This is a genomic window from Phycicoccus mangrovi (assembly GCF_018729305.1).
In the GTDB taxonomy this organism is placed as follows: Bacteria; Actinomycetota; Actinomycetes; order Actinomycetales; family Dermatophilaceae; genus Phycicoccus; species Phycicoccus jejuensis.
Genome location: NZ_JAHHWP010000024.1, coordinates 77,042 through 96,187, shown reverse-complemented (window position 1 = coordinate 96,187; position 19,146 = coordinate 77,042). Strand labels below are relative to the sequence as shown.

General features: G+C 69.1%; 19 protein-coding genes and 2 pseudogenes. 6 read left to right on the top strand and 15 right to left on the bottom strand.

Annotation, left to right across the window (positions count from 1 at the left end; genetic code table 11):
• The first annotated feature begins 72 nt into the window (after positions 1-72).
• From KMZ30_RS19530 to KMZ30_RS19520, 3 genes and pseudogenes are all read left to right on the top strand, one after another.
• Positions 73-1,314: pseudogene (locus KMZ30_RS19530) on the top strand (IS3 family transposase).
• A 196-nt stretch (positions 1,315-1,510) separates the two neighbouring features.
• Positions 1,511-1,837 (top strand): histone-like nucleoid-structuring protein Lsr2, encoded by a 327-nt coding sequence (locus KMZ30_RS19525; RefSeq protein ID WP_215512076.1) that lies wholly within the window; start codon positions 1,511-1,513, stop codon positions 1,835-1,837.
• Positions 1,838-1,939: 102 nt separating this feature from the next.
• Positions 1,940-2,915, top strand: a pseudogene (locus KMZ30_RS19520) (IS481 family transposase).
• A gap of 284 nt (positions 2,916-3,199) precedes the next feature.
• On the opposite strand, the gene KMZ30_RS19515 reads toward KMZ30_RS19520, so the two are convergent.
• Together KMZ30_RS19515 and KMZ30_RS19510 are read right to left on the bottom strand one after the other, a co-directional pair.
• Positions 3,200-4,579, bottom strand: a complete 1,380-nt coding sequence (locus KMZ30_RS19515; protein WP_215520168.1) for a hypothetical protein — start codon at positions 4,577-4,579, stop codon at positions 3,200-3,202.
• A gap of 35 nt (positions 4,580-4,614) precedes the next feature.
• Positions 4,615-4,956 carry a hypothetical protein gene (locus tag KMZ30_RS19510; RefSeq protein WP_215520167.1) on the bottom strand — a complete coding sequence of 114 codons (342 nt, stop codon included), beginning with the start codon at positions 4,954-4,956 and terminating at the stop codon, positions 4,615-4,617.
• Positions 4,957-5,218: 262 nt separating this feature from the next.
• On the opposite strand from KMZ30_RS19510, the gene KMZ30_RS19505 reads away from it, so the two are divergent.
• Entirely contained in the window at positions 5,219-6,046 is an 828-nt protein-coding gene (locus KMZ30_RS19505) for a hypothetical protein (protein WP_215520166.1), read from the top strand.
• Between the two features lie 46 nt (positions 6,047-6,092).
• On the opposite strand, the gene KMZ30_RS19500 is transcribed toward KMZ30_RS19505, so the two are convergent.
• The 3 genes from KMZ30_RS19500 to KMZ30_RS22705 all read right to left on the bottom strand — a co-directional run bounded on the left by KMZ30_RS19500 (position 6,093) and on the right by KMZ30_RS22705 (position 9,959).
• Entirely contained in the window at positions 6,093-6,578 is a 486-nt protein-coding gene (locus tag KMZ30_RS19500; protein WP_215520165.1) for a thermonuclease family protein, read from the bottom strand.
• 321 nt (positions 6,579-6,899) lie between these two features.
• A complete protein-coding gene (locus KMZ30_RS19495; RefSeq protein ID WP_215520164.1) occupies positions 6,900-7,820 on the bottom strand; it encodes a helix-turn-helix domain-containing protein in 921 nt (306 codons plus the stop codon).
• Between the two features lie 1,773 nt (positions 7,821-9,593).
• Complete coding sequence (locus KMZ30_RS22705; RefSeq protein ID WP_215512070.1) at positions 9,594-9,959, bottom strand: hypothetical protein; 366 nt, start codon at positions 9,957-9,959, stop codon at positions 9,594-9,596.
• 355 nt (positions 9,960-10,314) lie between these two features.
• Here KMZ30_RS22705 and KMZ30_RS19485 point away from each other — a divergent pair, with 355 nt between their 5' ends.
• Entirely contained in the window at positions 10,315-11,043 is a 729-nt protein-coding gene (locus tag KMZ30_RS19485; RefSeq protein WP_215520163.1) for a TetR/AcrR family transcriptional regulator, read from the top strand.
• A 348-nt stretch (positions 11,044-11,391) separates the two neighbouring features.
• A complete protein-coding gene (locus KMZ30_RS19480) occupies positions 11,392-11,724 on the top strand; it encodes a response regulator (RefSeq protein ID WP_215520162.1) in 333 nt (110 codons plus the stop codon).
• Between the two features lie 22 nt (positions 11,725-11,746).
• On the opposite strand, the gene KMZ30_RS19475 is transcribed toward KMZ30_RS19480, so the two are convergent.
• The 10 genes from KMZ30_RS19475 to KMZ30_RS19430 all read right to left on the bottom strand — a co-directional run bounded on the left by KMZ30_RS19475 (position 11,747) and on the right by KMZ30_RS19430 (position 19,070).
• On the bottom strand, positions 11,747-12,994 hold the full coding sequence (locus KMZ30_RS19475; RefSeq protein WP_215520161.1) for an IS256 family transposase: 1,248 nt from the start codon (positions 12,992-12,994) through the stop codon (positions 11,747-11,749).
• 592 nt (positions 12,995-13,586) lie between these two features.
• Positions 13,587-13,775 (bottom strand): hypothetical protein, encoded by a 189-nt coding sequence (locus tag KMZ30_RS19470; protein ID WP_215512060.1) that lies wholly within the window; start codon positions 13,773-13,775, stop codon positions 13,587-13,589.
• A gap of 119 nt (positions 13,776-13,894) precedes the next feature.
• Positions 13,895-14,584, bottom strand: a complete 690-nt coding sequence (locus KMZ30_RS19465; RefSeq protein ID WP_226905265.1) for a hypothetical protein — start codon at positions 14,582-14,584, stop codon at positions 13,895-13,897.
• Between the two features lie 113 nt (positions 14,585-14,697).
• Positions 14,698-15,579 carry a DUF2382 domain-containing protein gene (locus KMZ30_RS19460; protein WP_215520160.1) on the bottom strand — a complete coding sequence of 294 codons (882 nt, stop codon included), beginning with the start codon at positions 15,577-15,579 and terminating at the stop codon, positions 14,698-14,700.
• Between the two features lie 151 nt (positions 15,580-15,730).
• Complete coding sequence (locus KMZ30_RS19455; RefSeq protein WP_215520159.1) at positions 15,731-16,540, bottom strand: mechanosensitive ion channel family protein; 810 nt, start codon at positions 16,538-16,540, stop codon at positions 15,731-15,733.
• A gap of 318 nt (positions 16,541-16,858) precedes the next feature.
• Positions 16,859-17,122, bottom strand: coding sequence for a GlsB/YeaQ/YmgE family stress response membrane protein (locus tag KMZ30_RS19450; RefSeq protein ID WP_215512057.1), 264 nt, complete (start codon positions 17,120-17,122; stop codon positions 16,859-16,861).
• 266 nt (positions 17,123-17,388) lie between these two features.
• Positions 17,389-17,955 (bottom strand): hypothetical protein, encoded by a 567-nt coding sequence (locus KMZ30_RS19445; protein WP_215512056.1) that lies wholly within the window; start codon positions 17,953-17,955, stop codon positions 17,389-17,391.
• On the bottom strand, positions 17,952-18,536 hold the full coding sequence (locus KMZ30_RS22530) for a DUF6286 domain-containing protein (RefSeq protein ID WP_215520158.1): 585 nt from the start codon (positions 18,534-18,536) through the stop codon (positions 17,952-17,954). The genes KMZ30_RS19445 and KMZ30_RS22530 overlap by 4 nt, the downstream gene beginning before the upstream one ends.
• Entirely contained in the window at positions 18,533-18,901 is a 369-nt protein-coding gene (locus tag KMZ30_RS19435) for an Asp23/Gls24 family envelope stress response protein (RefSeq protein WP_215520157.1), read from the bottom strand. The genes KMZ30_RS22530 and KMZ30_RS19435 overlap by 4 nt, the downstream gene beginning before the upstream one ends.
• Positions 18,894-19,070 (bottom strand): DUF2273 domain-containing protein, encoded by a 177-nt coding sequence (locus tag KMZ30_RS19430; RefSeq protein ID WP_215520156.1) that lies wholly within the window; start codon positions 19,068-19,070, stop codon positions 18,894-18,896. Before KMZ30_RS19430 ends, KMZ30_RS19435 begins: the two co-directional genes overlap by 8 nt.
• Positions 19,071-19,146: the final 76 nt, after the last annotated feature.

The window sequence follows — 19,146 nt, the reverse complement described above, 5'->3', positions numbered from 1 at the left end:
TCCGCCCGAAGCTCAACCGCCATCCGTGTAGCGCGCTCACGCAGCTCGTCGGGGTACTTCCTGGGTGCTGCCATGACTCTCATCCTCCATGGATTGAGAGCCTCCACCAGACCCGGGGCGATTCAGGAGTTCCGCGACGACGTCGTGCGAGTGGCCCGTGCCCGTGAGGACGGTGTGACGCTGAAGCAGGTCGCCAAGGACTTCGGGATCTCCGAGTCGTGTCTGACGAACTGGATGACCCAGGCCGACCGCGACGCCGGGATCAAACCGGGCGCCGATCGTGAGGAGCTGGCCGAGCTGCGCGAGCTCAAGCGGCGCAACCGGCTGCTGGAGCAGAAGGTCGAGGTCCTGCGTCGGGCGGCCGCGTACCTGTCGCAGGCGCACCTGCCGGGAAAATGATGTACCCGCTCGTCCGCGAGCTGGCCGCCGACGGGATCCCCGTGACGGTGACGTGTCGGGTGCTGAAGATCGCGCGGGCGCCCTATTACCGGTGGCTCGAGGCGCCCGTCACCGATGCCGACCTGAACGCGGCGTACCGGGCGAACGCCTTGTTCGACGCTCACCGCGACGATCCGGAGTTCGGGTACCGGTACCTGCACGACGAAGCAGGCGATGCCGGTGAGGTCATGTGCGAGCGGACCGCGTGGCGGCTGTGCTCGCAGCAGGGCTGGTGGTCGGTCTTCGGCAAACCCCGGCGCGGGGCCTCGAAACGGCCCGGTCCGCCGGTGCACGACGACCGCTGCGCCGTGACCGACAAGCATGGGGTGACCCGCCACGTGTTCGCCGCTGACGGCCCGAACCAGCTGTGGCTGACCGACATCACCGAGCACTGGACCGGTGAGGGGAAGCTGTACCTGTGCGCGGTCAAGGACGTCTTCTCCAACCGCATCGTCGGCTACGCCCCAGAGGGGACCCCGGATCGACTCGCGGATGAAGTCCCACCTCGCGGTCGCTGCCCTGTCCAACGCCGTCGCCCGCCGCGGGGACGTCGCCGGCTGCATTGTCCACTCCGACAGAGGGTCTCAGTTCCGTGCCCGCAAGTACGTCCACACCCTGCATCGCCACGACATGGTCGGATCAATGGGTCGGGTCGGCGCCTGCGGCGACAACGCCGCCATGAAGAGCTTCTTCTCACTGCTTCAGAAGAACGTGCTGAACCGCCGCTCCTGGGCCACCCGTGAGCAGCTGCGGATCGCGATCATCACATGGATCGAACGCACCTACCACCGCCGCCGACTTCAGGACGCGCTCGGCCGGTTGACCCCCATCGAGTACGAGACCATCATGACCACGCTGGCCACTCAGGCCGCCTGACCCAACCTGTCACCTATCGGTGCAGGAGTCCCAACTTCCGAATGTCTGCGGCATCATGATGCGCCACACGCTTGAGCTGCTTGCTTCGGCAACGTTCGTTCGGAACCCTGGCGCTAATCCCTGCGGCGGCGACACAGATGTTGCGCCCTGGATGTGTGGTTGACTCACGCGGAATCATTCTATTGAGAGGAACCCTATGGCGCAGCGAACGATCACGGTCCTGTCTGACGACCTGGACGGCAAGGAGAGCGAGGACATCGAGACTGTGACATTCGCCTTCGACGGCGCGACCTACGAGATCGACCTGTCGAAGAAGAACCGCGACGCGATGGAGAAGGCACTGACCCCATACCTGAACGCGGCTCGAAGGGCCACGGGCTCTCGCTCGCGCGCTTCGGCACCTACCCGCCGATCGAGCGTAACTCCCGAGGACCGTGAGTGGCTGCGCAAGAACGGGTTCCCGGACATCAAGGACCGGGGCCGGCTTCCGACGGATGCCAGCGCGGCCCTGGGGAAGCGCTAGATGTACTCGGCCGGGACGTTGGTGACGCGTAGGCGTTGACGAGGAGGAGAACCTCCGGGTGAGGTGTGGATTGTCTAGGTCCTGCACCGCCCGGAGGTTCTCGTGGCCCACGCTAACGCTCGTCTGAATGTTCATGGTCGTCGTCTTCTGGTGGACCGGGTCCGTCGCCAGGGGTGGGCGGTGGCTCATGCGGCGAAGGCGATGGGGATCTCGCGTCAGTGCGCCCACCGGTGGGTGGCCCGCTTCGACGCCGAGGGCGAGGCCGGGCTGGTGGATCGCTCCTCCCGGCCGAGGTCGAGCCCACGCCGCACCAGCGCAGCGGTCGAAGCCGCGATCCTGGCTGCCAGGGTCGAGCACCGCCGCGGGCAGGACTGGCTCGGGCCCGAGCTGGGCGTGCCGGCCCGCACCGTCAGCCGCGTCCTGCGCCGCCACCACGTCCCGCTCCTGCGGGTGCTGGACCCACTCACCGGCGAGGTGATCCGCGCCAGCAAGTCCACCGCGGTCCGCTATGAGCGGGACCGGCCCGGGGAGCTGGTCCATGTCGACGTCAAGAAGATCGGGAAGATCCCCGACGGTGGCGGGTGGCGCGCCCACGGCCGCTCGATGGGTTCGAGCGCGGCGAAGAAGAAGGCCCGGATCGGGTACGACTACGTGCACTCGATGGTCGATGACCAACTCCCGCCTAACCTACAGCGAGATCCTGCCCGATGAGAAAGGAGCCACCTGCGGGGCCTTCATCCAGCGTGCCGCGGCCTACTTCGCCGAGCACGGCATCCCCGTCATCGAGCGGATCATCACCGACAACCACTTCAGCTACCGCAAGAGCAACGACGTCGCGGCCGCGATGACCGCTCTGGGCGCCAAGCACAAGTTCATCCGCCCCCACTGCCCCTGGCAGAACGGCAAGGTCGAACGCTTCAACCGCACCTTGGCCACCGAATGGGCCTACCGGCAGGTCTTCACCAGCAACCAAGCCCGTGCCGACGCCCTTGCCCCCTGGCTCGAGCAGTACAACACTCAACGACGCCACACCGCCCTCGGCGGACTCCCACCGACCAGCCGCCTGTCACCAACCTGATGGCCGGGTACAGCTAGATCCCGGCATTTAGCCGCGCGCACCGCGACTGGACGCCCGTTAGTCATCGCACGCTCCCTTTAGGTCGAGGTCCTGGCCCCACGCCTCGAAGGCCTTCGCCCTTGCGGAGGACATCGCACGCCGGCTCATATACACGTTTTGAGTCATGAAGATGCGGGCTACTCAAGCTAACCGCGTTCGAGGACCATCACTGGCCGAGGCAAGCACCGCTATGCGTCCCAGCACTGAACATCCGGGCGCGTGTCGGCGATGGGCTCCAACGCCACTCATCGTTCGCAGCCGACCCCCGGTCCGGCCGCGTCGCGCCCTGGGGACTCTCGCTCGTGACGGCGCCACCCGGTGGCGACCGGGTCCACGCTGCGTGCACTGGCGCCAACCGTGCCTGCTGGGTGCAAGGTTCCGGCGGCGACGTCGACCGCCCTCACGGCGTGGACGGCCCGTTCGGCGGTTTCGGCCAGGGCTCCCCGTGCCGCCTGGGAGAGCGGGACCTGTCGATGATGCGCGAGGTCGGCGGGGTTCACCCATGCCTCTTGTAGGTCCCTCCCCAGATGGGCAGCGACCAGGGCATGTATCGACGTCGCGGACGCGCTCAACTCTGCCTCCACGAGGACCTCTCGGACGGTTTGGGCGATGTCCGGCGCCGCCGCAGCCGCCCCGCGCAGCGTCCTGGTCACCTCCCAGAGGGCTTCGTCTTGCGCAACGGCCGACGGCCGAGCCTGGCCTGACTGGTCGTGGGTGTACTCGCGCAGGGACGCTGTCAGCTCGTTCGCGCTCAGAAGCAGCTCAGGGTTGCGCCGGCGGTCACGGCCCGTGAGCTGTCGCAGATCGGCACCCAAATGGGCCCAGGCCCGCTCCGCCTCGACCAGGGACGGGGCCAGCCGCTGCGCAAACGACTCGCCGTCGACGAGCGCGGCGTGGGCCGCAGCAGCGGTCAGCGTGCTCGTGGCCAATGCGAGCTGGGCCTGGACCTGAGCCACCGCGCTCAGGTCCGCGATGGTGGGGGAGCGGGTGAGGGCGCGGTGGGCGGCGACGTCCCAGCGCGCCACTGCTGTTTGAAGGCGCGAGGTGTCCGGACTGGGTTGGTGCTGGCCCGCCAGCGCGGCGGGCCATCGGGTCTCGAGGTAGAGGCCGGCGAGCCGCTCGGCGGCCGTCGCCCGTTCTCGTGCCGTGCGGGCGTGGGTGAGTGATTCACCCGCAGGCACCGCCCGCCCGGCCTCCAACCGCCGTCGGAGATCTCGCACGTGGTGGTCGAGGGAGAGCGCGACGGCGTGGGAGGCCACGTACACGGTGTGCATCAGCCGGGTCCGCGCGGCTTCCGCGTCCAGGTGCCCCGCCTCGGACAGCTCGGCGGTCGGGTGCCGGCGGGCGCTGACGAGGTCTGCCGCGCGCATCAGGGAAGCAGCCACGGTCGTCAGCGTCGGGTCCCCCTCGCCTCCACCTGGCCACCGCGGGTTGGGCCGGGCCGCCCGAGCGTGCAGCTGCGCCATCGTCGGGTCGTTGTCACGGTCCGGGATCGCGGCCCACACCGCGGCGGCGGCTTCGATGACCTCTCCCCACGTCCTAACTCGTGCCGCGGCCTCGTCGGGGTTGGGGTCCCACAGCGCCAAGCGTGCGTGCAGGTCGGCATCCAGCAGCAGCTCACCCACACTTCGCCCATCGACCGGCGAGGGCGGCCCACCCTTCACGGCGAGACCTGACCGGCCAGCTTGCAGAGCTCGACGATCACCCCGGAGGCGCCGGGCGGGAACTCCTCGATCGGGTGCGCTCGGGTCCGCTCCTCGGCCGCGAGGACCATCGCGGAGAACCCGCGCTCGACCACCTCAGGTGGCAGGACGATCTCGTCGAGGATGTGCCCCTGATCGCTCGGAAGCAGGTTTCGGGCTGCGGACCCGATCAGGTCGGCCCACAGACCCAGGGCGTACGTGTTCCGCTCCGCGTATGCGAGGTCTGAGGCGTCGTGCAGCAGCGCGATCGCCTCCCGCCACGCCTGTAGGGCAGGGGTTGTCGGGGTCACGGTCGTCATCGGTGGTGCTCCTCTCCGGTCAGGTCCAGCCCATCGAGCCAGAGCCTGCGGCCGCCCGGCAGAGGCCTGGTCCGATCTGGGGATATCCGCGGCTGTCACCGCCCCTGTGGACACTGCTTCCACACGCCGTAAGTGGCCCCACCTGCCGGGAAGGGTCGCCATCACAACAGGTCGGAACCACTCGGCCTAGCCGCTGAGGGTGCAGGAAGGGAATGTGGTGAGCCGAGGACTGTGGAGAGCCCTGGCCGTGGGGCCCGGGCTGGTGGCCAGCACGCTCCTGACCTGGATGTTTTGCGCCCTGCTGCCGCCGCCGTGGGGTCTCGCCCTGTTCGTCGGCGGCGTGGTCCTCCTGGGCCTGCTGGCCTCCGGCGTCGGGGAGGAGGCGGCCGCCCGCGCTCTCTACCGCGCCCGCCCTCTCGAGGACGACGAGCTCGCCACGCTCCGTCCCGCGCTCACCCTGCTGTCACGGGGGCGCCTGGGCCCCCCGCTGGTCGAGCTACGCGTCAACCCTCGGGACCGGCGCATGGTCGTCGAGCCGCTGGGCCGGCGCACCGTCGTCGTCGCCGGCGGCGTCCTCGACGCGGCGGCGGACGGTCGGCTCAGCCAGGAACAGGCGGCCGCGCTAATCGGCCACACCGCCGGTGTCGTCCGCGACGGATGGTTCCGCCGCGACTTGGCGGTCACCTTCTGGTCACTGCCGTGGCTCACCCTCCGCACCCTGGCCCACGCCCTGGCTGCGACCTTGAGCCTGCTGCCGCTCGTGGCCATCGGGTGGCGGCTGCGGTTCGTGGTCGCCGGCATCGCCGTCGCCCAAGCCGTTCACCAGGGGCAGCCGTGGGTGGCCGCCCTGCCCGGCACGCTCGCAGTTCTCAGCTACCTCATGCCGAGGTGGGAACGTCAGTGGCGCCGCGCGGTACTGCACGCTGGGGACAGGGCGCTGGTCGACGCCGACCTGGCCGAGCCGTGGGCCAGCCTGCTCCGGCGCCACCCTTCGACCGCCACCACCCGGGGCCGCCTTCGCGACCTCGAGCCCCCGCCTGCGCCCGGGGCCGCACTGAGCTTGGTGCCGAGCCCTGTGCCTTCTCGCTGAGGAACGTCCCGGTGCCGGCCACCGGAGTCCGCGGGATCGGCCTTGGCTAACAGGCTCCCCAGAGACCTCTACCCGCCCTTTCAGCGCGCAGGGCGGTCTGCACGTAGCGCGAGGCCCGCTTCCCGTCACCTGTCGGCCAGTACGTGCGGGCCCCGCCCGCCTCGAGCAGGTCGGCGCCGACGTCGCGGTCGTCGACCTGCAGGTAGCGCAGCAGCCGGCCGTAGCGGTCCACCGAGCGCCGAGTGCTGTCCGGGACGAGAACGGCCCTGGAGCCGACCGGCACCTCCCGCATCAGCTGCTCGCGAGCCTGGAGCGCCCAACAGTCCGCCGGAGCCCCGTCGCGCCCCATCTCAGGGGCGTCGACACCCAGCACCCGGACCCGGTGCACGTCCAGAGCCTCATCCCCGGCCACGATCACGGTGTCACCGTCAAGGATCCCCACCACCGTGACGACCGACCCGGCGGAAGACGGCGGATTTTCCCCCACCAGAAGCGCGACGGGCACCACCCCCACGACCGCCAGAGCCGCCACCGCACCCCCCATGCAGCCCGTGACAGCCGGCTCATCGCCTCACTCCGGTACGGTGCCTGGGCATGGGGCTTGGAGCCGGCGCCTCCACAGACACCAGGTCCTCCACGACCTCCAGAGCAGCCATGAGGAACCGGCGACGCACCCGCACGCCGCTGACGGACAGCAGACCCGCCCGACTGGTGTCCGCAGCCGCCATCAGCAGCGCCCGGATGATCACACACCTCCGCAGGTGCTGGCTCGGCACAGACGCGTCGAGTGCCAATCTCGTCGACGCCTGACCCGCACACATGCTTGCCTGGCAGGTATCCCATCGACGAGGCATTAACGAGCTCGAGCCGTGGCCGGTTGCCCGGCGGGGGCGGGGGAATCTGATGGCCGTCGAGGGTTTCTAGTCGCGCCACCGGCGGCCGCCCACTCCACCGTCGCGTCGCGGCTGAGGACACGGGACCGGCCGGCGGTGACCTGCTCAGCGCGACGGATCCGCAGAACCGTCCTGGCCGAGACGCCGAGCCGGTCGGCGATCTCGGTATCGGACGCGCCCGCGGCGGCCAGCCTCCTCGTGGCCATGAGCTTCTCGGGCCGGCTTAGCTCCGCCCGCTGCGGGTAGCCCCCCTCGACAACCCGGCCGACCGCCACCTCGTCCAGGAGGTGCCCGCCCCGGCCACCGCCGAGCTCGGTCCCCTGCGGCTCGGCCGTCGGGTCATCGATGGCGTCCTCGTCCCACGCCAGAGGTGGTGCGTACCCGAGCGAGCGGGCCCACCCGCGGGTCTCCGGCGAGGGTCCCAGCGTCATCGACAACCGCTCGTAGACGTAGCGCACCTCGCGCCACCGCGCGGCAGTCATCAGGTGCCCACCGGAGTTCAGGACGCTGGAGGTGTTCTGGGCCCCTGCGGCCGCGATCGCCTCATGCGACCATCCGAGCGCCATCAAGGCCTGAATCCTGCGCTGTGCACCGATCCTGGGGACGTGCCCCCGAGCCTGCTCTCCGTAGACCCGCGCCAACGACAGATTGGCCACCCGCGCAGCCGTGCGCCGCTGGACGTGGGTGTGCTCCCCATCGAGGATGCTGCGGATCGCCGTCGCCGACAGTCCGGTACCGCGAGCCAACGCCCGTAGCGGCACGTGCGCGTCGCGCAACCGCGCCAGCCGCTCCATCGACGGCTCGGCCGGCACGTAGCGGCCGGGGGCCCCGGCCGCGCGCTCACGACGCCACGACACCTCCCACGCCTTGCGATACATCATCGCCACCTCCTGGCCCGCTCACCTCCGTAAGCAGGCCTGGACCACCGAAGAGTCATCACGAACCCAGGCAGACAGTGGCAGCGCCTATGCACACGCCGTGGCACCACCAGAGCGCAGCAGCGCCCCAACTTGCTAGGACAGCGCCGGGCAGTTGGTCTCGGATCTCGCCGACCGCGCCGGTGAACCCGCAACGGAGGTCGAGGACCGCTCAGCGAGGCAGGGGCATTCGTCGTAAGGCCGGGTGCACGGTCGCGCGAGACGTCTTATCACCCTGCGAGAGAGGCGTATTGCCGCCTTTATGACATAAGGTAGATTATCGGCGAAGTGTCGTGAGGCGTGCTTGCTCACGCGGACACGCCTCACGACACGGGCGGCATTCGTGATGGTCACGGCACACCAGTGCCATCATGGCAGCGTGCCGACAGCGGGATGGAACTTGGCGGCCGGGGCGATTTCCGCCGTGATCGCACCACGTCCAATGCCTTGGATTGATGGCTAAACGGGAGCCCATTCGGGCGCTGGAGTGGCTCGCGCGCCGGAAGGACGGAGAGTCGCCGGCGCTGACCGCCTGGCGTGACGGGGTGAGCGAACACGCGGTCACGCGCGCCACGGACCCCTGGGGGCCATTCCCCCGTGCGACGCGCCAGCTGGGCCGCACCGAACTGCTGGAGGAGTTGTCATCGGAACGAGTCCGGCGGTGGGTGCTGGCTCGACAGCGTGGTGAGCCTGTCTCGGCGATCGCGCGGCGCGAGCAGGTCGCGCGGCAGATCATCAGCCGGCGCACGCTCCCATGGGGACCGTTCCCAGCACACGAGGTGGTCAGGGAGTGGGTGCGCGCGCGCCGGTCGGGTCGAAGCGTCGAGTCCGTGGCCGCCGAGTACGGCGCACTCGGGCGCTGGTGCGCAAGGCGACCGCGCCGTGGGGACCGTTCTACCGGCGCGGCCCGCGGCTGCCCCCGGGACTCGTGGGGTTGAAGGCTCTCGCCGAGCTCGTCGGCATCGGGGAGCCGACAATCGTGCGGTGGGTCGCGCAAGGAGTCGTGCCGCCGCCGGACTTCGTCACGGCGGCCGGCCGGAAGATCTGGCAGCCTGGAGGCCCTCGCCGGGGTGGTGCCTTTCCGAGGAGAGCACCAGGCCGGCATCACGACCCCGGCACAGGACCGCCGAGTACTTGGCGGTACACGTCGAGAATCTCGCCGGTGGCCCCCCTCAGTCAGGAAGCCGCGCCGTCACCCCAAACCCCACCACTCCACGGGACGCTGTCCGGGGGCCGGTGAGGCGGGACGAACCACCAAGAGCGCAGGGGCTTGCGGTGGACCGGACTCGAGGCCAGGCGGCCTGGCCAGCTCCGCAGGGGGAGCTGACGCCACATCCGCCGAACCGGCACCACGGTGCCCCGTCCGACCACCAGGTCGGGCGGGGCGCCGTGGTCGCCATTGGTGAGCCCACAGCGATGTCGGCCTGGTCGGCCGCGAGATGTGCCGCGCCCTGCCACACCTCTGCGGTGGCAGTCGGTGGCCGACGAGGGAGTCCGCTGATCGACTAGCGCCAAGCAGTACTCAAGAGCCGGCGGCCGCGCTCGCAAGACCGACAATCGTTGCCAAGAGACTGGACGCGGTGCCGACCGAGCTCTGATTGCGAAGGCCGAATGCTTACAGCAGGTCGGCAATCGACGTGCGCCGTTCAGGCAGTCGTGGTGCTGCAGAAGCGGATGCCAGAGAACACGGCGGTGGTGGGTTCGTCCATGCGACTTGGGGTGGCTCGGACGTTTCGCTCAGCTGCCTGGGTCGAAGTGTCCCCGAGGGACATACGGTGGAAGCGCATGCCGGCGAGGCCGCCGAGGAGGGCCCCGAGCAGGCTGACGAGCGACGCCGACGAGCGCGAGGATGCCGGTGGTGCCGACGTCGCCCTCGCCGACGGGCAGCCGGGGGAAGCTGTTGGGCTGCCCGAGCACGTTGTACCGGTCGCCGGCGACGAGGCCGAGGACGGCGACGACGAGCGCGATGACCAGGGCCCAGAGCCAGACGGCCAGACCTTGCTTCGCGCCGTTGAACCGGGCCATTCGGCCGGCGACGTACCCGCCGCAGTAGTACGCGACGAAGAGGACGACGAGCAGAGCGATGCCGCCGGCGAGCCCCACGGTGCTGGGGTCGCTGGTGGCGCGGTGCGCGGCGTCCTAAATGTCGGTGCCGGTCGCGAGGCCGACGCCGGTGCCGGCGGCGGCCACGAGCGCGGTGAGGAGCACGGCGGAGCCGGTGGCCGTCAGCCAGCAGTGGCGACCGCTGCCAGGGCGTCGCGCGGTGCGTCGTTCATGGGAAGCCATTCGAAGGGACCGCTGGAGGCGGCTCACGGGGCGCGCCGAGAGCGGCACCCTCGGGGCCTACCCCCGATGTTTACGACGTAAACATCGGACCGCCGCGGCCGGCCGCGTCCCGCTCCGGACCCCGGTGTCGCGCCCCCGTGGCAGGGTGGGGTGACACCCGCGAGGAGGTCGCATGCCACCGACGGACGAGCTGTCGCCGCAGGAGAGGGCCGAGCCGCGCCGCGCGCTGGACCGGGCCCTGGTGGTCGCGGAGGCCATCAGGATGATCGACGCCGAGGGGCTCGAGGCGCTGACCATGCGCTCCCTCGGGGCGCGGCTCGGGGTCGAGGCGATGGCGCTCTACCGCCACGTCAACGGGCGCGAAGACCTGCTCGAGGCGATCGTCGACTCGCTCGTCGACTCCATCGCGGTCGACCCGGGCGACCTCTTCGAGCCGGCCGACGGGTGGCAGGCGTTCCTGCAGTGGATGGCGCACTCGGTGCGCTCGCTCGCCGTCGCCCACCCGGCGGTCTTCCCGCTGGTCGCGACGCGCCATCCGGCGGCGCCGTGGCTGCGTCCACCGCTGCGCAGCCTGCGTGTCGTCGAGGGGTTCCTCGACGGGCTGACCCGCCGCGGTTTCACCGACGCCCAGGCCGTCGAGGCCTACCGCGTCTTCACGAGCTTCCTCCTCGGCCACCTGCTGCTCGAGGTCGCGACGCTCGGCGCGACGACCTCGCCGGTCGAGGAGCCGCTCGACGAGGGCGGCGCCGCCGTCCGCCCGCCGGGTGAGGAGGTGTCGGTCGAGGACTTCCCGACGATCCTGCGGACCGCCCCGCTCCTTTCCGAGGACCACGCGCTCGAGGAGTTCGAGCGGTCGCTCGAGGCGCTGCTCGACCGGCTGGACCTCGTCCTCTCGCAATGAGCGGACCGCATCGCGGTGATCACGGGTGGCTGCGGTTGTTGGGCAGAGTCTGGTACATCATTCAGGGGAGTTGGTGCTGTCTCAGGGGTTGGTAAAAGTACCGCCGGCGAGGGACGCGGGCGCCCGTTGCAGCAGCGGCCAACATGAGCGGCCAGCTGTGCGGGCTGTCGGCATCCGTTCGGGGGTGTGTGACCGGTGCATGTATGTCGACCGCCAGCGCGTTGGACGGGGTGCAGAACATTGCTCGACGCATCCGCGGTTGGGCGCCATAATGCCCGAGTGAGGGACTCTGGGCTCTGTGACGGGCCAAGGAGGGGCGACACGCGTGGCACGTGCCGACTCTTGGTAGTGCACCGTCACCAGCTGTTCACCGACTTTCTGGGGCTCGCCGTAGATGCTCAGCCCGACTTGGTGTGGCTAGGAGCCGTCCATGCCGTCGAGGACGCAGTCGAGCGTTGCCGCGCGTTTGTCCCCGATGTGGTCATCGTGGAGCTTGACGTTGAGAACGGGGGTGGTCTTGAGCCCATGAGCGAGCTGCTTGACGTGCTGCCCGGGTTGCACGTCGTGCTTTTGGTGGCGGTCGCGACGGACTCGCTTTTGCAGCGCGCCATGATGGCCGGCGCGAGCGCCCTGCTGCCTGAAGATGGATCGCTCGAGGTCAAGTCCCTGATGGTGGTGTAGCGCTGCGTGCTCCTCTTTGTGGTTATGCGGTCAGGGCGGGGAGGGCGTCGGCTCCGATCTCTTGGTCGGCTGAGGGCACGATGGTGACGCGGGAGCGGGCGAGGACCTCGAGGCCGAGGTAGCGGCGCCCTTCGGCCCATTCGTCGGTCTGCTCGGCCAGGACAGCGCCGACGAGTCGCACGATCGCGGTGCGGGTGGGGAAGATGCCGACGGAGTCGGTGCGGCGGCGGATCTCCCGGTTGAGGCGTTCGGTGGGGTTGTTGGACCAGATCTGGGTCCAGATCTCCTTCGGGAAGGTGGCGAAGGCCAGCAGGTCGGCCCGGGCGGCGTCGAGGTGGTCGTGGGCGGCGGGGAGCTTGTCGGCGACGTAGTCCAGGAGCCGGTCGAACTGGGCGTGGACGGCGTGGTGGTCGGGCTGGTCGTACACGGAGTGCAGCATCGCCTTGACCGCCGGCCACATCGACTTCGGGGTCACGCCCATGAGGTTGAACGCGTAGTGGGTGCGGCACCGCTGCCAGGAGGCTCCGGGCAGGTTCGCGGCGATCGCCTCGCGCAGCCCGGCGTGGGCGTCGGAGGTGACCAGGCGCACCCCGGCCAGGCCGCGGGCGATGAGGTCGGCGAAGAACTCGTTCCACGCCGACCCGCTCTCGCTGGTGGCCACGCGCAGCCCGAGGACCTCGCGGTGTCCCTCGCCGTTGACGCCGGTGGCGAGCAGGACCACGGAGTTGACCACGCGGCCTCCTTCGCGGACCTTCATGGTCAGCGCGTCCGCCGTGACGAACGTGAACGGTCCGGCATCGCCCAGGGGGCGGTAGCGGAAGTCCTCGACGATGGCGTCGAGCTCGCCCGACATCCGGGAGACCTGCGACTTGCTGAGCGAGTCGATCCCGAGGGTCTTGACCAGCTTGTCCATCCGCCGGGTTGAGACGCCGGCGAGGTAGCAGTCGGCCACGACCGTGATCAGCGCGGACTCGGCCCGCTTGCGGCGCTCCAACAGCCACTCAGGGAAGTAGCTGCCGGTCCGCAGCTTCGGGATCGCGACATCGATCGTGCCCACCCGCGTGTCCAGGTCCCGATGCCGGTAGCCGCTGCGCTGCGTAGTCCGCCCCGGGGACGGGCGGCCGTACTCGGCACCGACCACCGCGTCGGCATCCGCGGACAGCAGCGTGTTGATGATCGACTGCAACAGGCTGCGCATCAGATCCGGGGAGGCCTCCGCGAGGGCTTCACCGAGCAGGCCGGCAGGGTCGACAATGTGTGGTGCGGTCATCGTGATGACTCCGTTCGAGAGTGCTGTGAGAGGTTCACTCGAAGGATCACGCGGTGGCCGCACCCACGTCCACCATCGGGACGATGTCGACGACCGCGCTACACCACTATCAGGGACTCAACTCGCAGACGTCGCTAGGCAGGTGAGCGGCGCCTTTGGCTCGGTGGACAAGCGCAGCCTGTCCTCCTGCGCGGAAGGTCGGGATTTGGACGCTTTCGGCATTCACGTCACTCGCCATGACCCGGGTCAGCCGAGCGCTCCGATAGGCAGACATCTCCCCCGCCGCGATCCGTCGCCGCCAGGTCTGGACGCTCGCACCCGTCCCGCGCGCCGCCTTGACCAAGGACACCGAATGCCGCTCAGCAGTGACCGGCGTTGGCCATTCGTGAGGTGCTGGCGTGCTTGGCGGTGCCGGGCTCGGCGGCGCTGGCGGCGGGGGTAGCCGGGCGGGATGTCTGGGTCCAAGCCGCGCCGGCGCGGGTTGCGGTCGGCAGACACGGGGCGGGGTGCTCATCGATGTCACGTCGTGACGGGCCGGTGGGGGGTGGCGCCCCGCCCCGTGAGCGGGGCGCCACCGTCGGCTCCGTTCCAGCTAGAAGCCGAGCCTGTCACCCATGCCGCCGTCTAGGAGGTCCTTGGGGTCGACGCCGAGTTTGGACAACTTGTCGGAGTGCTGGTCGGTGTCGACCTGGTCGGGCAGGTCGGACTGGGCCTGGTCGGCCTTGTCGTCGTCGCCTCGGTTCTTGAGGATGTCGATGATTTGCTGCTTGTCGATTTGCATTGCGTTGATCTCCTCTGCTGCTTCCTATCGGGATGTTGTCTCGACATGGCGGGGTCGCCACACCGTTTGTGGTCAGGACCAGCGTTGGAATGCCGTGGACCCTGAGGCCGCAGGGTTGGTCAGTTGCCGAGACCGGCCTTGTCGACCTTGCGGTGGAAACGCATACCGGCCAGCCCGCCGACGATGGCGCCGACCAGGCTGGTGACGGCGACGCCGACGGCGGCGATGATGCCCGCGGTGGACAGGTCACCCTCGCCGACGGGGATCCGCGGGAAGCTGTTCAGGTTGGCGAGCACGTTGAACTTGCTACCAGCGACGGCGCCGACCACGGCGACGACGACGGCGATCACCAGCGCCCACACCCAGACGGCGATGCCCTGCTTGGCTCCGTTGAACCTGGCCATCCGTCCTGCGACGTACCCGCCGCAGTAGTAGGCGGCGAACAACACAACGAGCAGGACGATGCCACCGACCAGACCGACCGTGGTCGGGTCGCTGGTGGCCTGGCTGGTGGCCTTGTCCACGTCGGTGCCGCTGGCCAGTCCGACCGCGCTACCGGCGGCGGCGACCAGGGCGGTGAGAAGCACCGCGGTGCCGGTCGCGGTGAGCCAGCCGAAGAACGCCGACCCGACCTTGATCCCACCAAACTGTTCCTTCTCGGCGGCCACCACGTCCCGACGGCTCACGGCGTCGTGCTCGCCGAAGGTTCTGCGCTGCTCGTTCTGGTCCGGGTCGGTGTACTGCCCGTCCCGGCTTTGCTTGGTGTCCGGGCGGCGAGGCGAGCCGGCGGAACTTGCACTGGTGCTCATGATGACTTCCTTGCCGGGCGCGCGAGCACGCCCTGTGGTGCGTTGGGGTGTCCTGCCCGCGGCCCTCGCATGCCTCTTGGCCGCTGGGGCCGCGGGGGACGGATGTAGAGCGGTCAGCGACGGTTGGTGTCGTCTGCGCTGGTGTCGGGCAGGTCGACACCGTCGGTGTCGATCTGCTCCTTGCGGACCGACTCGGTGACCTGCTCGGTGTCGGTGACGGTCTCCTTACCGAGCTTGACCCGCTCGACGGCGACGGTCTCCTTCGCTACGACGGGGCGCTCCTCGGTCAGGACGACCTCGTGCTCCTCCTCGGAGATCTCCGGCCCAGCCAAGGCCTCGTCACGGTTGGCGTCCGTGATCGGCTCACGCTCGATGATGACCTCCTCACGAGAGACCGGGACGGTGACGGTCTGCTCCTCGGTGACCACGTGCTTGCGCAGCCGTGCCCGGCCAGCCTCGCGGGTCTGGGTGCCGACCTTGAGCTGCTCCTCCGAACGCGTCATGGCGTCATCGGTGGTCGGGCCGGAGGTGTCGTGGCCGACGGTCCCGTCCGCGTCTAGGTCACGGGAGTCGCCGTAGCGGTCGGCGTCGGTCCGCCCGCTGGTATCGACCTGACCCAGACCGCGCTGGTCGTTGCCGTCGGTGTCGGGCAGACCGGAGTCGGACTCGTCTCCGGAGTAGTCCAGCCCGTAGTGGCGGTACAGCTCGGCCTCTTCGTCCTGGGACAGGTGACCCTGGTCGGCGTCGACGCGCGGGGCGTCCTTGACGGTGTCCTTCCCGTACGGGACGCGGAGGCCGTCGTCGGCGAACTGGGACTGTGCCACCGGGACGAAGCTCTCCTTGTTGCCGAACATGCCGGTCTTGACGGTGACCCATTCGGGCTTGCCGGTGACGTCGTCCAGGTAAACTTGGCCGACCTCTCCGATCTTGTTGCCGTCGGAGCCGAGGACGTCCTTGCCGAGGACGTCGTTGAGGTTGTTCTGGTCGATGCTCATGGTGCTTCCTTCGTCTGGGTGGAAATCATGCGGGGGTGGTGCCGGTTCGTGTTTTGGCTCGTCTGCGATCGACGAACTCTCTGGTTGTGCGGTGGAGAGGGACGGGCGGCTGGGGCGCAACCCAGCCGCCCGTCACTATTGGGCGCTGGTTTCAGTACCGCTGGTTGGGCTGGCCGTAGGCGCTGGACCCGGTCTGGTCGTACACGGCCGTGTTGTCCCTCCCAGCCTGGTCGTAGGTGGACTGGGCCTTGTCCTTGGCGTTCTGGGCCTGCTCCTTGACGCTGGGAGCGTTCGAGGCCTGCTGCTTGACCTTGGGGGCCTCTTCCTCGGCCTTGGTCAGGTAGGACTCCCACCGGCCCTGCATCGGCTTGATGAGGCCGCCGCCGACGCCGACGACGAGGATGCCGGCGATGGTGGCCAGCACCGCGATCAGGACGGGGGTGGTGACGGTGGTGGCGATGCCGACCTGGTTGAGTGCGGCGATGATGCCCAAGCCGAGGATGAACACGGCCGCGAGGTTCGCCAGCGCCTTACCGTAGGAAAGGCCGCCGAGGGTGCCCTCAATGAGGGTCTTGGCCGCTGCCGCGATGGCAGAGGCGACGACGACGATGACGATCGCGACGAACGCCTGCGGCAGGAACGCGATGATCGACGTCAGCAGCTCACTGATCGGGTTGGGCGCGAATGCGCTGAACGCGAGCTGAAGGGTGAACAGCATCACGGCGTAGTAGACGAGCTTGGCGAGGATGTCGCTGGGGTCGTACTTGGACTTTTCCAAGGCCTTGCCCACACCGCCGCGCTCGATGGCGCGATCGAAGCCGACCCGCTCGAGGATCTTGTTGACGGCCTTGGACAGGACCTTGGCGATGATGACGCCGATGATGAGGACGACGAAGAACAGCACGAGCTTCGGAACGAAGGTCGCGATGCTCGTCAACGCGCTTTTCAGTGCGTCTTCCATGACGTGCCTTTCTGTTGTCTCGCGCACTCAGAGGCTCTGAGTGCGTGTGGCCGCGGTCCACACGCCGTGCTGGCGTGCGTTCCGACGGGTTCCGTTGGCAACAGAGGTTGCGCAACCGGCCCTGCGGCCTGCCCACCCCGTCTGGCGTGTAGGGGTGGGCACCGGCTGCGGATGGCTCCGTGACCGGGGGTTCTTGGGAATGGGAGCCGGCTGCTCGACTCCTTGGTCATCGATGGGTTGGGTGCTTACCCGCCACCGGGCCAAAAGATGTGGAACTGCTGGGAGGTACGCGCTGCGGAGCAGCACGAACATGGCGCGTCAGCGGACCTTCAGGCCGCGCCCCGCCACCAGGGAGACACCGACGGCGGCGAGAACGACCTGGAGGATGAGCTCGATCCAATCGATGCCCGGGGTGTCAGAGACGCCGATGAATGAGGCGATAAGGGTGCCGACGAGGGCGGCGACGATGCCGATGATGATGGTCGCCAGGATGCTGATGTTCTGCTTTCCTCGGACGACGAGGCGGCCCAGGACGCCGATGATGGCACCGATGATGAGGGCGGTGATGATGCTGCTGACCATGTGGGGGTTCTCCTGGTGGACTAATCGGCCTTGAGGCGGTGTGGGTCTTCGGGTGGGGCAGTCAGTGCTGACAAGCGTCCTTGGCGTGCCCGCCGGCCTTGTTGGCGTCCGCGGCGCTCTGTTCGTTGTTGGTGACCTTGCCGCCCGCTTCCTTCGCTTTGCCGCTGAGGTCCGGGGCGGCCTTGTTCAGCTTGTCGAAAGCGCACAGGGGGGATCCTTCGTTACTTACCCGTATGGAGGGCGTAGGCGGTTGGTGGCAGCCGGGCTCAGGTGACGCGGGCGAGGTTGCGTGGGCGGCGGGCGACGTGAACGGTGACCAGGCAGTGCAGGTCGTCGCGGCCGAGGACCTTCTTCAGGTCGGTGGCGACGCCGTCAGCGGCGGCGGCCACTTCGCGTAGGTCGGCCTGCGGTTCGATGGTTGCGCGCAGGCGGGCGACGAGCTGACCGCGGTCGCGCTGGATGGTTCCGCGGCATGAGCGGACCCCCTCAGTGCCCTCCAGGACTGCGGCTGCGGCGTCCGCGACGGGGTTGACCTGTGCGGTCAACCGTCCGGCCTTACCAGTCCCGGGCAGGCGAACCTGTCCGACTCCCCGGGTGATGACGTGCGCGGCAAGCCAGCGAAGGCCGAGCAGCACCAGCGCGGCACCGACGAGCCCAGTGACCCAAGGCCACCATGGCTGCTCGGTCTGCTTTGCGACGGCGTCGACGTTCAGCGGACCGGACAAGCCCAGGTCGCCGCGCCACCAAGCAATGCCAGCCAGGCCCCCCACGATGAGCAGGAGGCCCAGAAGCAAGGTGGCAAGGCGGTCGAAAGCGATGACGGCGCGGCTCACGGGGCGATAGCCTTGGTTCTGACAGACACCCGGGGTGCCTTTTTCAGCGTGGATAGTTGCTCCGTCACTGCGCTCTTGACGGCGTCGGCGACCTCATCCCCCCCGGTGGAGTCAACGCTGAGAGTCACCTTGGTGCGGGTGGCTCGGGCGCGAACGCTGGCGACACCGTCCACGTCGTCGGCAGCGTGCTCAGCCAGGCGGGCCACGTCACGCGGGTGGATGAACACACCAGTCCGCGCGTCTAGGGGCACGGCCGTCTTGGGGCGGGGGCGTAGCGCCGTCAGCAGCAACCACAGGCCCACCAGGACCAGCAGCAAGCCAACGGGGAGCATCCAGCCGAGCGGACGCAGGCCGTCGCTGCCCGTGATGAGCTGGTTCAGCCACGGCTTGCTAGTGGTGATACCGACTGCTGACGCAGCGGCCTGGAGGCCAAGCGCGCCCACAACGATGACACCGATGGCCAGTAGGCCTCCAATGAAGGTGATGGCACCGGGCCCCACGGGGTTCTTGGCGGCCCTCGGCGGCGCAGTCGACTTGTCACTAGGGACGGTTCTGTTCGTGGTGACGGTCTCAGTGCTCACTGGACCCTCCGTTCTTGCGGCGCTGGGTTGTGGACGACTCGGGTGACCTCGACATCGACCGCGTCGATCGACAGGCCCGTGAGCTCGACCAGCCGTGCGGTGACGTGTTCGCGGACAGCGGAGGCGACCGTAGGGATGGGCTGTGGCCACGCGACGGCGACCTCGACCTGGACGCGTGCCCTGGTCCCCGCGACGTGCGCGTCGGCCTTGGGAAGACGCCTTCCGATGAACTTGGCCAACTCTGAACCGGTGACGGTCACACCAGTCACTTCGAGGGCTGCGTGCGCGGCGATGTGCTCAAGGACGGCGTCCTCGATGATGGTGCGGCCGCGTTGGTCCGGCTCGGCCAGCAGAACCTCAGCCACGCCGGCGTCCGAACAGGGCGGACAGGTCTACTTCGCCGTCGTAGTGGCCGCCGACGAAGTAGCCAACCAAGCCGAGGACAAGGGCGATGAGAAACCCGGTGAAGCCGCCTGCGGCGGTGGCCACACCGAGCAGCAGGCCGGCGAGCAGGCCCACAGTTGAGGTCGTCACGATGGTCTCCTTGGTCTGGACGGGTGTGTTCGGGGGTGTTCGAGTGTCGCTGGGGTGTTTACAGGTCGATGTACGT